This window comes from Sulfitobacter sp. DSM 110093, from assembly GCF_022788715.1.
GTDB lineage: Bacteria > Pseudomonadota > Alphaproteobacteria > Rhodobacterales > Rhodobacteraceae > Sulfitobacter.
In genome coordinates, this window is sequence record NZ_CP085167.1 from 1458889 (window position 1) to 1473141 (window position 14253).

Below are 14253 nucleotides of genomic sequence, written 5' to 3' on the forward strand. Positions count from 1 at the left end.
AAAGATGTGCCCGGCGTTAGCCGCCGGGCAGGGCCTGGAGGTAGGCCGCAATTGCTTCGCGGTCGCTCTCGGGAAGTTGGGCAAGGTTACTGACCACCTCGGCCATCTCTCCGCCCGCGCTGTCGTATTCCGGCGTGAAGCCGGAGGTGAAATATTCCACCAGATCGGCCTTGGACCACTCAAGATGTGCGGGGGTGATGCCGGGGATGCGCCCCTTGCCCGAGGGGTTCGGCGCGCCGGTTAGCCAAGCGTCCTGCTCTAACCCGCCCAAGGCATTGCGCGGCGTGTGGCATTCGCCGCAATGGGCCAGCCCTTCGACAAGGTAGCGCCCGCGCTCCACCTGTGCATCTGACGCATCGGCCAGCACGAAATCTTCGTTAAAGAACATAACCTTCCACGCGCCAAGCCCCCGACGGATGTTGAAGGGAAAGCCCACCTCATGCGGCAGGCTCGGCACCTCTGCGGCAGGTAAGGTCTGCATATAGGCGAATAGGTTCACCACATCCTGCGGGGCGAGATGCTGGTAGGCCGTATAGGGAAAGGCGGGATAGTAGTGCTGGCCTTCGGGCGAAACGCCGCGCGTCACGGCGCGGGCGAATTCCGGCAAGCTCCACTCACCGATGCCGTGGGTCGGGTCTGGTGATATGTTGGGCGCGTGAAAGGTGCCGAAATCGCTGGGGAAGGGCAGGCCACCGGCCAAAACCAGCATCTCATCCCCCTCACTCTCAGGGGCGGCATGGCAGGAAACGCAGCCGCCTGCGGCAAAGACCAGCGCACCCGCTTCGGGTTCAGGCGTCAGCCCCGCGCCGTAGGACGGCTCAAGCGGATCGGGCCGGGTAATGACCCAGCCAAGGGCCGCGCCAAGGACGGCACAGCCGAGCAGTGCAGGAATTACACGGCGCAAGGATCAGTTCTTTGGGCCGCGGTAATCGTCATGACAGGCGCCACAGGCTTTGCCCACAGCACCCATGCCGGCCTTTAGCGCATCAAGGTCGGTGCCTGCGGCTTCGATCATATCCGCGCTGGCGGTTTCCAGCGCCATGAAAGCATCGTTAAACCCTTCAGAATCGGACCAGATTTCTGTCTTGGCCCGAGAACCTTCGACGGCCCCTTGCTCGGTCCCTTCAAGCCATAGCGTGCCCGGCGCAAACCCTGCAGCGGCATGAAGGTTGGTCGCGGCAGCGGTGGCCATGTCGGCATTGTATTCCGTCTCGCCCTTGGCCATGCCGCCCAAGATGCCGGTGTGATAGGCGATCAATTGCATCTGCGCGTGGCGCGCGTTGACGGCGGCGCTGGCGGCTTTTTCACTGTGGCTGGCGGCGAAGCCAGCGGTCGCGATCATCGCGGCGCCGATGCCGATGGCGGTAATGCTCTTTGTCAAATGCATGGTCATCTCCCTTTTCTTGTCGCAGCGTAACATGGGCGCGGCTTGCAACAAAAAACAAAAACGTGATCAGCGGAATAAGGGGCGCGGTTCAGCTTAGAACCGGCGGGGGATGCGCTCTGCTGTGGCCCAGTCAGGCCAGTAGCCCAGCCATTCGATCAAGCCGATGGCCAAGGCCGCCGCAATGATCGCGAAGACCACGATCACGCGTTTCGTGGACGGTGGATTGCGCGCCCATTGGGACATGCGCAGCAGCCACCGTGGGTCAATCACGTAAAGCGCACCTTGCCGATGAAGGGCAGGTTGCGGTTGCGTTGGGCAAAGTCGATGCCGTAGCCCACAACAAATTCATCGGGAATCTCAAAGCCGGTCCAATCGGCCTTGAGATCAACCTCACGACGGGTGGGTTTGTCGAGCAGGGCAATGGATTTCAACCGGGCAGGTTCGCGCGAGCGCAGCAGGTTGGTGACATGGTGCAGCGTGTGGCCTGTGTCGACGATATCTTCGACGACCAGCACGTCGCGCCCTTCGATGGCGCCGCGCAAGTCCTTGAGAATACGCACTTCTCGGCTGCTCTCCATGCCGTCGCCATAGCTGGAGGCTTCGAGGAAATCGACTTCGATCGGCAGGTCTAGTTCGCGCACCAAATCGGCAATGAACACGAAAGAGCCGCGCAGCAGGCCGACGACAACTAGTTTGTCGGTGCCGGTAAATTCGCTGTGAATCTCGCGGCAGAGGTCTTCGATCCGGGCCGCGATGGCCTTGGCCGAGATCATTTCATCGATGACGTAAGGCCGTTGTGCCATGGTTTTGCCCTTGAATTTGCGGGGTCGAACAGTGAGATAGGAGGTAACTCGCAACGCAACGGAACGCAATGCCCACCCATTCTGAGACCCGCCAATTGCCCTATAGCGCGCAACAGATGTATGATCTGGTTGCCGATGTGGGCCGCTATCCTGAATTTCTGCCTTGGACCGCTGCGGCACGCATCCGTAGCGACGAAGATCGGGGCGACCATCGGGTGATGGACGCAGATCTGGTGATTTCATTCAAAGTGTTCCGCGAGCGATTCACCAGCCGTGTGGTGCTGTGGCCCGAGGCCAAGAAGATCGACACTGAATATCTGGATGGCCCGTTCAAATATATGAAATCGAACTGGCATTTTGAGGATAGCCCCGAAGGCTGTCAGGTGCATTTCTTCGTCGATTTTGAGTTCCGCAACGCGATCCTGCAAAAGCTCATTGGTGTCGTCTTTAACGAGGCGATGCAGCGGATCGTGCGGGCCTTTGAAGCGCGGGCAAAGGAACTCTACGGGCCGCAGGGCTAACGCCTATAGCGCCTCATAGCCGCGCAATAAAAGGCCAAGCGCATGGTCACGGGCTGCTAGGCGCACCGCGTCGCGGCCTTGTGCGCCGAAATCCATGGTTTCCGTTTGAACGCCCGCCGCTGTGGCAAGGCCAAAGCAGACGCGGCCTTCGGGCTTATGCTCTGACCCGCCGGGGCCTGCGATGCCGGTGATCGACACGGCGATTTGCGCCTCGGAGAGAGCCAATGCGCCTGTGGCCATCTCCTGAGCCACCTGTTCTGATACCGCGCCCCATTGCGCAAGCGTCGCCTCTGACACGCCCAACATCGCTGTTTTCGCAGCATTGGTATAGGTAACGAAGCCGCGCTCCAGCAGGGCCGATGACCCCGGCAGATCAGTCAGCGCGGCGGCCACCATTCCGCCCGTGCAACTCTCCGCGCAGGCGACCATCGCGCCGGTTTCGCGGGATTTTTCGAGAAGCTGCGCGGCGAGGCTCATTTACAGGACCCCGTGATACAGCGCGGCCAGCGCCATGACGCCAAGTGCCGCGAATACCCCGGCAAAAATATCGTCCAGCATCACGCCCCACGGCCCGCCCTGACGGTCAGCCCAGCCGATGATCAGCGGTTTGGTGATATCAAATAGCCGGAACAGCGCAAAAGCGGCGATCCAACCGGGCCACATGGCAAGGATCGGTATCTGCATTGACCACGCAGCGTAAGAGAGCGGCAAGAGCGCGATCCACTGGCCCACCAACTCGTCGACCACCACCTCGCCAGGATCATGATCCGGCCCGCCTGCCGTGTAGCGTGCAGTTGCCCACCAGCCCAAGGGGATCGCCACGAGGATCCCGATCACCAGCAGGGGAAAGCCCCCCAGCACATGCAACAGCCACGCATAGGGCAGGGCGATCAGTGAGCCCCATGTGCCCGGTGCGGGACGGATATGGCCGACGCCCAAAAGCGTCGCGATCAGATGAGCAAGGGTCATGTTTTCACCAATGTTGCTGTGGCCATACAGGCAATGCCTTCGCCGCGCCCGGTAAAGCCGAGGCGCTCGCTTGTGGTCGCTTTAACGGATACGCGGTCGATCTCAAGTCCCAGCATCTCGGCCATGGAGGCGCGCATCGGTTGCACATGGGGCCCGATCTTGGGTGTCTCGCATATGAGGGTGCAATCGACATGGGTAAGGGCGAATCCCATGTCGCGCGCCATCCGTGCGGCATGACGCAGGAAAATATCACTGCGCGCGCCTTTCCACTGCGGATCACTCGGCGGGAAATGCTGGCCGATGTCGCCGCGCGCCAGCGCGCCATAGATCGCATCGGTCACCGTGTGCAGCGCCACATCGGCGTCGGAATGGCCGACCAGCCCGTGGGTGTGCGGAATGTCGATGCCGCAGAGCGTCACGTGGTCTCCGGGGCCGAAGGCGTGCACGTCAAATCCGTTGCCGGTGCGAATGTCCATGCGGGTCTCCAATATACGGGCGGCGCGGGCAAAATCCTCGGGCCGTGTGATTTTCAGGTTATCGGCGCTGCCTTGGGTGATGGCAACGGTCAGGCCCGCGGCGCGAGCCACTTCGACATCATCCGCCGCCGCGCCACCATAGCTGGCATGGGCGGTGCGGATCGCGGCAAGGTCAAACCCCTGCGGCGTTTGCGCAGCATAAAGGGCGCTGCGGTCCTGTGCGCCAGTAACTAGTCCGTTGGTGCCCTGCCATAGGGCGTCTGTCACGGGCAATCCGGGGGCTGCGGCTTGATTTTGATCGAGTGCGCTAATCACGCTGGCAATGATCTCAACCGATACGCAGGGCCGCGCGGCGTCATGTATGAGCACCTTTTCGGCCTGCCGGATCGCCGCAAGACCGCGCTGGACCGAGGCGGCACGCTCGGCCCCGCCAGTCGTCACGGTGATGCCCTGAGCCGCAAAAGCCTTGGCCTGATCCATTTCATCTTCGTGCAGTACCAGAACAATTTCGGTAATTTGTGGCAGCGCCCGAAAAGCAGCGAGCGTGTGGTCGATCACCCGCGCGCCAGCAAGTGCCTGCCATTGTTTTGGCTGTGGGCCGCCCGCGCGGCTGCCACGCCCGGCGGCGACGATCAGGGCTGCGATACTCATAAGGGCGTTCCGGATAATATAGGGGTCATGGCCCTGTCTAGGCAAAGCGGGGGCAGGGTGCAATCTGGGGGCGCTGCCTAAAAATTAGGCAATTGCTTGGCGCATAGCTGCTTTTCTAGCTTGTTTTATTGAGGTCGCCCGGTGGCAGGTCTACACAGCAGGGGACCGCACAAGGATTAAGCATGTGACCGCCGACCCTCTAGATTTTGACCCGCCGGTTTTCCTCGCCCCGATGGCCGGGATCACCGATTTGCCCTATCGCAGCCTCGTGGCGCGATTCGGAGCCGGGTTGGTCGTGTCCGAGATGGTCGCCAGCCAAGAACTGCTCAGCCGCCGCCCCGGTACCCGCGAGAAGGCGGAATTGGGATTGGACGTCATTGGCACCTCGGTACAACTGGCGGGGCGCGAGGCCGAACCGATGGCCGAAGCCGCACGGATGGTCGAGGCGATGGGCGCGCGGATCATCGATATCAATATGGGATGCCCGGCCAAGAAAGTGACGCAGGGGGCTTCCGGCTCCGCGCTGATGAAGACGCCAGATCACGCGCTGCGGCTGATCGAAGCGGTGGTCGGCGCGGTGAACGTGCCGGTGACGCTGAAAACCCGGCTGGGCTGGGACGACAATATGCTTAACGCAGCACCTATCGCCAAACGAGCCGAGGACGCAGGCGTGCAGATGATCACCATTCACGGGCGCACGCGCTGTCAGTTCTACAAAGGCCGAGCCGATTGGGCTGCGATCCGAGCGGTGAAAGAGTCCGTGAATGTCCCCGTCATCGCCAATGGTGATATCATCGGCAGCAAAGAGGCACGGACAGCACTGCGCCTGTCGGGCGCAGATGGAGTGATGGTTGGGCGCGGTGCGCAAGGGCGGCCTTGGCTGCTGGCGCAGATCGCCCATGACCTGCACGGGCGCCCTGCACCGATGATCCCCAAAGGGGCGGCAATGGCCGAGATGGTTGCAGAGCATTACGACGAAATGCTGCGCTTCTACGGGGCCGATCTGGGGGCCAAGGTGGCGCGAAAACATTTAGGCTGGTACATGGATCATTGCGATACCCCCTCTGATCTGCGCCGCGCCGTGCTGACCGCGCGAGAAGTGAACACCACCTTCGATTTGATCGCAGAGGCGATGCAGTATGATGCCGCAGCCACGCAAACCCCGGTTGCAGCATGAGAGCCGAGACACCGGAACGGCAGATTTGGAGTTCTCTGCCGGTGCCCGCCTTTATCATTGGTGCCGACGACCGGGTTGATGATCTGAACCCCTCTGCCGAAGGTTTCCTTAACGCGTCTGCCCGCGCGACGATTGGTCAATCGCTTTGGCATCTGATCGCGGTGGATCACCCGCTAGAGGCTGCTTTTGCCCGCGCGCGTCTGCAGGGTACGCCGCTGTTTGTGAATGACGTGGATGTCGGCGCGATGCAGCGGGCGCCTTTGCAATGCGGTCTGCAGATTGCGCCGCTGGCGGGCGGGGACGGGCAGATGATCTTGATGATCACACCGCGCGAATTGGCAGGGCGCATCACGCAAGACCACAGCGTAAAATCCGCCGCCAAATCCGCCATCGGCATGGCCGAGATGCTGGCCCATGAGATCAAGAACCCGCTGGCAGGGATCACGGGGGCGGCACAGCTCTTGTCAATGAATCTGTCCAAAAGTGACCTGGAACTGACGGATCTTATCGTCGCCGAAAGTCGTCGCATCGTAAAACTGCTGGAACAGGTCGAGCAATTTGGCAACCTGATGGCACCGGAGCGGAAGCCGGTGAACCTGCATGATGTGCTTGACCGCGCCCGCCGTTCGGCGCTGTTAGGATTCGGCTCGAAAATGAGGATTATCGAGGACTACGATCCCTCGCTGCCGCCTGCGCTTGGCGACAAGGATCAGCTTTTGCAGGTCTTGCTGAACTTGATCCGCAACGCTGCTGAGGCCGCGGGCGACGCCGGTGGTACGATCCGGTTGCGCAGTTTTTATGAACACGGGTTCCAGTTGCGCCGTGCTGATGGCAATGGCCAGCTCCTGCCCCTGCAGATTGAGGTGATCGACGATGGCCCCGGCCTGCCGGAGCATATCCGCGCCGATGTTTTCGACCCATTCGTCTCGGGTCGTGAGAATGGCACCGGGCTCGGCCTCGCCTTGGTGAGCAAGATTATCTCAGACCATGGAGGCTGGATTTCTGTCAGTTCCGCCCCCGGTCGAACCGCATTTCGCATCTCGTTGCCGCGTGCAGGCGCTGCAGCCCTTAAGGAGAATTGACATGGATGGCACCATCCTCGTCGCCGATGACGACCGTACAATCCGCACCGTTCTGACCCAAGCGCTGACCCGCGCGGGCTGTAAGGTTCATGCGACCTCAAGCCTGACCACCCTGATGCGATGGGTCAGCGAGGGCAAGGGCGACGCGGTGATCTCTGACGTGGTCATGCCCGATGGCAACGGTCTGGAAATGCTGCCGAAAATCGCGCAGGATCGCCCCGGCCTGCCGGTGATCGTCATTTCAGCGCAGAACACAATCATGACAGCGATCAAGGCGGCAGAGGCCGAAGCCTTTGACTATTTGCCCAAACCCTTCGACCTGCCGGACCTGATGAAACGCACCGCCCGTGCCTTGGAGCAGCGCACGACGCTCAGCCGCAAAACGGCCCCCGACGACAGTGCCGAGATCGACGCGGAGCGTGACGATCTGCCGATGATTGGCCGCACTCCGGTGATGCAGGCGCTCTACCGCACCGTGGCGCGGGTGATGAACACCGATCTGCCGGTGCTTATCTGGGGCGAGAGCGGATCGGGTAAGTCACTCATTGCACGCGCGATCCATGATTTTTCCGACCGACGCAGCCTGCCTTTTGTGACAGTTACCGATGCTGATCTTGCAGACATCGAGGGCCCGGCACGGGTGCTGGCGCGGGTGGGCGGTGGCACCCTGATGATCGATGAGATCGCGGACTTCCCTCAGGATATTCAGGCCCGTTTGGTGCGGATGATGGACGCGCCGGGCGATGACGCGCCGCGCTTTATGGCGACCAGCCAGAGCGATCTGGATGCCGCAATGCAAGACGGCAGGCTGCGGCGCGATCTCTATTATCGCCTGTCAGGGGCGACCCTCGAAGTGCCCGCACTGCGCGACCGTGTCGAAGATATCCCGCTGTTGGCCGATCATTTCTTGGCCCGTGCCAATCCCGGCCCAGCGTCACCGCGCAAACTCTCTGATAAAGCGTCGCAAATTCTGCTCAAATTCCCATGGCCCGGAAATGTCCGCCAATTGGAACATGCGATGCGCCAGTTGGCGCTGGCCAGTCAGGCAGCAGAAATCCCAGCGAGTGAGGCCGAACTCTTGCTTGGGGCGCAGACCGGCCCGGCGCCCATGCAGACTGAGGCCGATACCGAACGTCTGGGCGCGTCGGTCGAGCGGCATTTGCAACGCTACTTTGATTTGCACGGCTCTATGTTGCCGCCTCCGGGGCTTTACGCGCGGATATTGCGTGAAGTTGAACTGCCGATGATTGAAATCGCACTGGCTGCAACCGCAGGTAATCAAGCAAAATGTGCCGCTCTGTTGGGGATAAACAGAAATACTTTGCGCAAGAAGATCACAGACCTCGATATTGAGGTGACACGGGGCCGCAAGATGATGTAAAAGAGCCACATAACAGTGGCCATCGGGGTACTATCCCGGTCAGGACCACATAATATGGCGGTTGATGTAGCGATGCATCACAACATCGGTGAGGTATGGGGGTGGCAACCCGGTCACGCAGGTTCAAGCTCGAGCGGTTGGGGCGTCTCAGGCGGGTCAAACGGCTGCGCAATTGGTCCACCTTTGGACTGGTTGTGTTGGGGCCGGTCTTGGCACTGGCGACCTATCTGGCGCTCGGGCCGCTAGGGCAGGGGGCGGATACGCTCAACCTGCGGCTCATTCTGTTGTCCGATCTGGTCTATGTGCTGCTGGTGGCGGCGCTGGTTCTCATTCAGGTCGGGCGGCTGATCTCAGCGCGCCGCGCTAAATCGGCGGGCTCTCGGTTGCACCTGCGATTGACGGGTGTCTTCGCGCTGATGGCGTTGATCCCCACGGTGACAGTAGCGATATTTGCGGGGCTGACAGTAAATGTGGGCCTCGAAGGCTGGTTCTCTGACCGGGTCAGCGGCGTGGTTGGCTCTTCGCTCGCTGCGGCAGAGGCCTATGAGGCCGAGCAGCGCGAAGGCCTGATCTTAGATGCGCAAACCCTTGCCCGCAGCATCGATAGCGCCCGTGCGCAGGGGATCAACCTCAGCGACAGTGAGCTTTTGGGCGAGGGCCAGCGGCAAATTCAGCGCGGCCTGCGCGAAGCCTTCCTGATTGACAGTACTGCGCAAATCCGCGCCCGCGGTGATCGGTCTTATCTGTTTGATTTTGAGGCCCCCACCGAGGCGCAGCTTGAAGCCGCCAGCGAAGAAGGCCTTCTGGTCATCGAAGATTGGCCCAACAACGAATTCCGCGCACTGGTGCCGATGGATGCCTATGTGGATCGCTTCCTCTATGTGTCCCGCGCCGTGGATGGTGAGATTCTGGCCCTGCTGGATGAAACCAAAGAAACGGTGCGTCTGTATCAACAGCTTGAATCCGAACGCGGGCGGCTGCTGTTTGAATTTGCGCTGGTCTATCTTGGCTTTGCAGTGATCCTGATACTGGCCGCTGTCTGGTTGGGCCTGTGGTTTGCTGAACGGCTCTCCGGCCCGGTTGGGCGCTTGACCGGCGCCGCGCAACAGGTGGGTGCGGGTGATCTGAACGTGCAGGTCCGCGAAGAAGAGGGCGATGACGAAATTGCCATGCTGGGACGTTACTTCAACCAGATGACGCGGCAGTTGAAAGGCCAACGCGAGACGTTGCTGGAAAATACCGACCAGATTGAGCGTCGCCGCCGCCTGTTCGATTCCGTGCTAAGCTCGGTCACCTCTGGCGTGGTGGGGCTGGACCCGGAGGGGCGCGTGACCTTCGTCAACCGCTCTGCCATGCGGCTGTTGGATTGGTCCGAAGATCAGCAAAGCCTGCCGCTGACCCTTGCGGTGCCCGAGTTCGGGCCGCTGTTTGAAACAGTGAAAACCGCAACAGATGAGGTGGCGCAGGCCGAGGTCAAGGTGTCGCGCCAAGGGGCGATGGAAAACTTGCTGGTTCGCATGGCCACGCGCCGCGCCAAGGATGGCAACCTCGAAGGCTATGTGGTGGCCTTTGACGATGTGACCGATCTGGTCAGCGCGCAGCGCATGGCCGCATGGGGCGATGTGGCACGCCGTATTGCCCATGAGATTAAAAACCCACTAACGCCGATCCAGTTGAGCGCGGAGCGTATTCGCCGCAAGTTCGGCCCTAAAATGGCCGAAGGGGATGACGACGCGCTAGAGCAGATGACGGGCGTTATCATCCGTCAAACCGGCGATCTGCGGCGCATCGTCGACGAATTCTCAAAATTTGCGCGAATGCCAGAACCGGAAACCAGCCGTCAGGACATCACGCAATTGCTACGCGATGCGGTTATGTTACAGCAAAGCCGGCAAGAGGACGTGGGTATCAAGATAGAACTGCCCGCGCAGCCGGTCATGGCCAATATCGACGGCACGATGATCTCGCAGGCGCTGACCAATCTGATCAAGAACGCGGGCGAAGCCATTGATAGCCTGAAGAAAGACGGCGCGCCCGAGGGGCATGTGCCGCAAATCCGCGTGGCGCTTACACCGGATAACCGGCTCTTGCGGCTGACCATTGCCGACAATGGCATCGGTCTGCCCGAAGACCGCGCACGGCTGTTTGAGCCCTATGTGACCACGCGCAGTGAAGGTACCGGGCTGGGGCTGCCGATCGTCAAAAAGATTATCGAGGAACATGGCGGGAGCCTGACGCTCGAAACCGCGCCCGCGTTCGACGGGCAAGACCATCACGGGGCCATGGCGGTTATTACGCTGCCGCTGGCAATCGACACAACGACAGACCAAGGGGACAAGGCAGATGAGTGACATCCTAATTGTAGATGACGAACGCGACATCCGTGAGTTGATCTCGGATATCCTTCAGGACGAAGGCTTTGCCACGCGATTGGCCAGCAACTCAGACGAGACGATGGCAGAAATCAACACCGAGGCACCGGCGCTGATCATCCTCGACATTTGGCTGAAAGACAGCCGGATGGACGGGATCGACATTCTCAAAACCGTCAAACGCGACAACCCGGATGTGCCGGTGGTGATTATCTCAGGCCACGGAAATATCGAAATTGCCGTCGCAGCGATCAAACAAGGTGCCTACGACTTTATCGAAAAGCCCTTTAACATTGACCAACTGTTGGTGGTGATCCGCCGCGCGATGGAAACCTCGCGCCTGCGCCGGGAGAACCAGAACCTCAAGCGCCGCGATGTTGCCACCTCTGAGATGATCGGCACCTCCGCGCCCTATCGCGCCTTGCTGAGCCAGCTCGACAAGGTGACCAAATCCAATGGCCGCGTGATGCTGACCGGCCCCGCCGGATCGGGCAAGGAAGTGGCCGCGCGCTATATTCATGCCCATTCCGCCCGCGCCTCTGCGCCCTTTATCACCGTCAATTGCGCCGGGGTGGCCCCGGACCGGATGGAAGAGGTGCTTTTTGGCCGCGAGACGCCGGACCGGGGGATCGAGCCAGGGTTGTTGGAACAGGCGCACGGCGGGGTGATCTACTTTGATGAGGTCGCGGACATGCCGCTTGGCACCCAGTCCAAGATCCTTCGGGTGCTGGTGGACCAACAGTTCACCCGCGTCGGCGGGACCGACAAGGTGCGGGTTGATCTGCGGGTGATTTCGTCGACCAATCGCGATCTGGATCAGGCAATCAAGGCCGATACATTCCGCCAAGAGCTTTACCACCGCCTTAACGTCGTGCCGATTGCCGTGCCCTCGCTCGAAGAACGGCGAGAGGACATTCCGTTTTTGGCCGAGCATTTCATCGCCGAATTCAAAGCCTCGCAAGGTCTGCCCGAGCGCGCGTTGACAGACGATGCCGTGGCCTTGATGCAGACGATGGTCTGGCCCGGCAATGTGCGGCAACTCAAAAACCTTGTCGAGCGGGTTCTGATCCTTGGCGATGGCACCGGCCCGATTGAGGCCCGCGAGTTGCCCGGAGAGGAAGAAGCAGGCGGCGACGATGGGCGTGTGGTGCTTTCGGGCGCATTGGCAACACTGCCGTTGCGCGAAGCGCGCGAGGCCTTCGAGCGGGAATACCTGCTGACTCAGATCAACCGTTTTGGCGGCAACATTAGCCGCACCGCGAATTTCGTCGGCATGGAACGCAGCGCCCTGCACCGTAAGCTGAAATCGCTTGGCGTTGTGACCTCGGCCAAGGCAGGTGTGCGGATCGCGCATGTGGACGAAGAGGTGGAGGCGACGGGTTAGACCCCGCCGGACGCGCGCGAGGGGTGCGCCCCCTCGCACATTCGATTTAACCGCGCGTAACGATCTGGAAAGATCCGTTGTTATTGCGGATCACGCAAGAGTTAGAGTTCAGCGCAGGCAGGGTTGTGGTTGCGCGCGGTGGTGCGGCGCGGGCGACGTTGTTTGGGCATGCGGGGATCGACACCGGGGCAAAGCCCTGATCGGCCATACATTGCCCTTCAACCCGGTTGCGGAGCCCTTCGTTGGGGTCAAACGTCTCCACCCGGCCGGGCACGTAAAAGCCCCCCGTGTACCTGCATTTATTGTCTGCATTACAGCGGCGACGCTGGGGCACATAGCGCGGCGGGCCGCGGCGCACTTGGGTTGAGATCGGCACATCGCGCAGTGCCTTAACCTCGCAAGCTGTTGTCGCACGGTTGACCTGCGCAACACTGGCGCCGGGCTTGTAATAGGTGTTCAGCGGCGCGCAGGCAGCAGCCCCCAAGGAGACGAGCATCAGGGCAAAGGCGGTGCGGGACGGGCGAAGCGATATCGGTTTCATAGCGCCATCATGCCGTTGTTGTGGGGTAAACACAATTGATTTGACCCTTGCCAACCCATCTGTCATGCCCTCTAACCGACCTAAGACAACCCTCACACGATCTTTGCTCAGGGTAAGGAAGCCTTCATGAAAATCATCATTTGCGGCGCAGGGCAGGTGGGTTGGCAGATTGCCCGTCACCTCAGCGGAGAGCGCAACGATGTGACCGTGGTCGACAGCAATGCCGAATTGATCCGCCGCGCCACCGATACGTTGGATGTGCAGGGCATCGCCGGTTTCGCCAGCTACCCCGACGTGTTGGACCGTGCGGGCGCGCGGGACGCCGAGATGATCATCGCCGCGACCCACTCGGACGAGGTCAATATGGTGACCTGTCAGGTGGCGCATTCGGTCTTTGGCATCAACCGCAAGATCGCCCGTCTGCGCAGCCAATCCTATCTGGATGCGATCTACTCCGACCTTTACCGCCGTGATCACATGCCGATCGACGTGGTGATTTCCCCTGAGAAAGAGGTCGCCACCGCAGCCCTTCAGCGTCTCAGCGCGCCCGCCGCCTTTGACACAGAGATTTTCATGGACGGGCAGGCGCAGCTTCTCGGGATTTCCATCGATAGCGATTGCCCGGTAGTGAACACGCCGTTGCGGCAGTTGACTGATCTCTTCTCGACCCTACGCGCGGTTGTTGTAGGCGTGCGCCGCGATGGCACGCTGTTCGCGCCCGAGGCGAAGGATCAGCTTTTCGTTGGCGATGACTGCTACGTGTTTTCGCATCACGACGACATCGCCCGCACGATGGAGATTTTCGGCAAGCAGACCACCAAGCAAGAGCGTGTCGTGCTAGTGGGCGGGGGCAATGTCGGCCTGACCGTGGCGCAGCACCTTGAGGCCGGGCCGCTGCGCGTGCGCACCAAGATGATCGAGAAAAACCGCAAATGCGCCGAACGCGCCGCTGAAGGCTTGGAGCGGACCATCGTGCTGAATGGCGACGGGCTTGATGCCGCGCTGCTGGCCGAGGCGGGCATCAGCCGTGCCGATGCGATGCTGGCGGTGACGGATGACGACAAGACCAACATGCTGTCATGTGTGCGCGCCAAGGCCGAAGGCTGCCCCTATGTCATCGCGCTGATCAATGACCCGACGCTGGTGCCGCTGATGACCCACCTTGGCATCGACGCCTATATCAATCCGCGCGCCACGACGGTCAGTTCGATCCTGCGCCACATCCGCCATGGGCGGGTGCGGGCGGTCTATTCCATCGGCGATGCCGAGGCCGAGGTGATCGAGGCCGAAGTGCTGTCGACATCGCCCCTCGCGGGCAAAAAAGTGTCGGAAATTGACTTCCCTGAGGGCGTGTTGATCGGCATGCTGCGCAAAGAAGGCAAGGTGATCCGCCCCATGGGCAGCACCCGAATTGACGAAGGCGATGTTGTCGCCCTCTTTGCTTTGGCCGAAGATGTGCCACGGGTTGAGCAGCTTTTGCAGGTCTCGATCGACTTTTTCTAAGCGCAG

Annotated in this window: 15 protein-coding genes; 7 read left to right on the plus strand and 8 right to left on the minus strand. The window is 61.0% G+C overall.

What is annotated here, in order from left to right; genetic code table 11:
* Positions 1-16: 16 nt before the first annotated feature.
* The 4 genes from DSM110093_RS07065 to hpt form a co-directional block, all read right to left on the minus strand.
* Positions 17-904, minus strand: a complete 888-nt coding sequence (locus DSM110093_RS07065; RefSeq protein WP_243267367.1) for a cytochrome c — start codon at positions 902-904, stop codon at positions 17-19.
* Between the two features lie 3 nt (positions 905-907).
* Positions 908-1387: a cytochrome c gene (locus tag DSM110093_RS07070; protein ID WP_243267369.1), complete on the minus strand. Its 480-nt coding sequence runs from the start codon at positions 1385-1387 to the stop codon at positions 908-910.
* Positions 1388-1480: 93 nt separating this feature from the next.
* On the minus strand, positions 1481-1657 hold the full coding sequence (locus DSM110093_RS07075; protein WP_243267370.1) for a hypothetical protein: 177 nt from the start codon (positions 1655-1657) through the stop codon (positions 1481-1483).
* Entirely contained in the window at positions 1654-2190 is a 537-nt protein-coding gene (gene hpt / locus DSM110093_RS07080; RefSeq protein ID WP_243267371.1) for a hypoxanthine phosphoribosyltransferase, read from the minus strand. The genes DSM110093_RS07075 and hpt overlap by 4 nt, the downstream gene beginning before the upstream one ends.
* A gap of 68 nt (positions 2191-2258) precedes the next feature.
* Here hpt and DSM110093_RS07085 point away from each other — a divergent pair, with 68 nt between their 5' ends.
* Entirely contained in the window at positions 2259-2711 is a 453-nt protein-coding gene (locus DSM110093_RS07085; RefSeq protein WP_243267372.1) for a type II toxin-antitoxin system RatA family toxin, read from the plus strand.
* Positions 2712-2714: 3 nt separating this feature from the next.
* On the opposite strand, the gene DSM110093_RS07090 is transcribed toward DSM110093_RS07085, so the two are convergent.
* Genes DSM110093_RS07090 through DSM110093_RS07100 form a run of 3 tightly spaced genes read right to left on the minus strand, consistent with a single transcriptional unit; the run spans position 2715 to position 4807 of the window.
* Positions 2715-3188 (minus strand): CinA family protein, encoded by a 474-nt coding sequence (locus DSM110093_RS07090; RefSeq protein ID WP_243267373.1) that lies wholly within the window; start codon positions 3186-3188, stop codon positions 2715-2717.
* Entirely contained in the window at positions 3189-3680 is a 492-nt protein-coding gene (locus tag DSM110093_RS07095) for a phosphatidylglycerophosphatase A (RefSeq protein WP_243267375.1), read from the minus strand.
* The gene (locus tag DSM110093_RS07100) at positions 3677-4807 is read right to left on the minus strand and encodes a bifunctional 2-C-methyl-D-erythritol 4-phosphate cytidylyltransferase/2-C-methyl-D-erythritol 2,4-cyclodiphosphate synthase (RefSeq protein ID WP_243267376.1); all 1131 of its coding nucleotides are present in this window, start codon (positions 4805-4807) and stop codon (positions 3677-3679) included. Before DSM110093_RS07100 ends, DSM110093_RS07095 begins: the two co-directional genes overlap by 4 nt.
* A gap of 232 nt (positions 4808-5039) precedes the next feature.
* On the opposite strand from DSM110093_RS07100, the gene dusB reads away from it, so the two are divergent.
* The 5 genes from dusB to DSM110093_RS07125 all read left to right on the plus strand — a co-directional run bounded on the left by dusB (position 5040) and on the right by DSM110093_RS07125 (position 12203).
* Entirely contained in the window at positions 5040-5984 is a 945-nt protein-coding gene (gene dusB, locus DSM110093_RS07105) for a tRNA dihydrouridine synthase DusB (RefSeq protein WP_243267681.1), read from the plus strand.
* Positions 5981-7066 (plus strand): ATP-binding protein, encoded by a 1086-nt coding sequence (locus DSM110093_RS07110; RefSeq protein WP_243267378.1) that lies wholly within the window; start codon positions 5981-5983, stop codon positions 7064-7066. The genes dusB and DSM110093_RS07110 overlap by 4 nt, the downstream gene beginning before the upstream one ends.
* Before the next feature lies 1 nt (position 7067).
* On the plus strand, positions 7068-8447 hold the full coding sequence (locus DSM110093_RS07115) for a response regulator (RefSeq protein ID WP_243267380.1): 1380 nt from the start codon (positions 7068-7070) through the stop codon (positions 8445-8447).
* A 95-nt stretch (positions 8448-8542) separates the two neighbouring features.
* A complete protein-coding gene (locus DSM110093_RS07120; protein ID WP_243267382.1) occupies positions 8543-10798 on the plus strand; it encodes a PAS domain-containing sensor histidine kinase in 2256 nt (751 codons plus the stop codon).
* A complete protein-coding gene (locus DSM110093_RS07125; RefSeq protein WP_243267384.1) occupies positions 10791-12203 on the plus strand; it encodes a sigma-54 dependent transcriptional regulator in 1413 nt (470 codons plus the stop codon). Before DSM110093_RS07120 ends, DSM110093_RS07125 begins: the two co-directional genes overlap by 8 nt.
* 46 nt (positions 12204-12249) lie before the next feature.
* On the opposite strand, the gene DSM110093_RS07130 is transcribed toward DSM110093_RS07125, so the two are convergent.
* Positions 12250-12744 carry a hypothetical protein gene (locus DSM110093_RS07130; protein ID WP_243267385.1) on the minus strand — a complete coding sequence of 165 codons (495 nt, stop codon included), beginning with the start codon at positions 12742-12744 and terminating at the stop codon, positions 12250-12252.
* A 126-nt stretch (positions 12745-12870) separates the two neighbouring features.
* On the opposite strand from DSM110093_RS07130, the gene trkA reads away from it, so the two are divergent.
* On the plus strand, positions 12871-14247 hold the full coding sequence (gene trkA, locus DSM110093_RS07135; protein ID WP_067942561.1) for a Trk system potassium transporter TrkA: 1377 nt from the start codon (positions 12871-12873) through the stop codon (positions 14245-14247).
* Positions 14248-14253 lie beyond the last annotated feature (6 nt).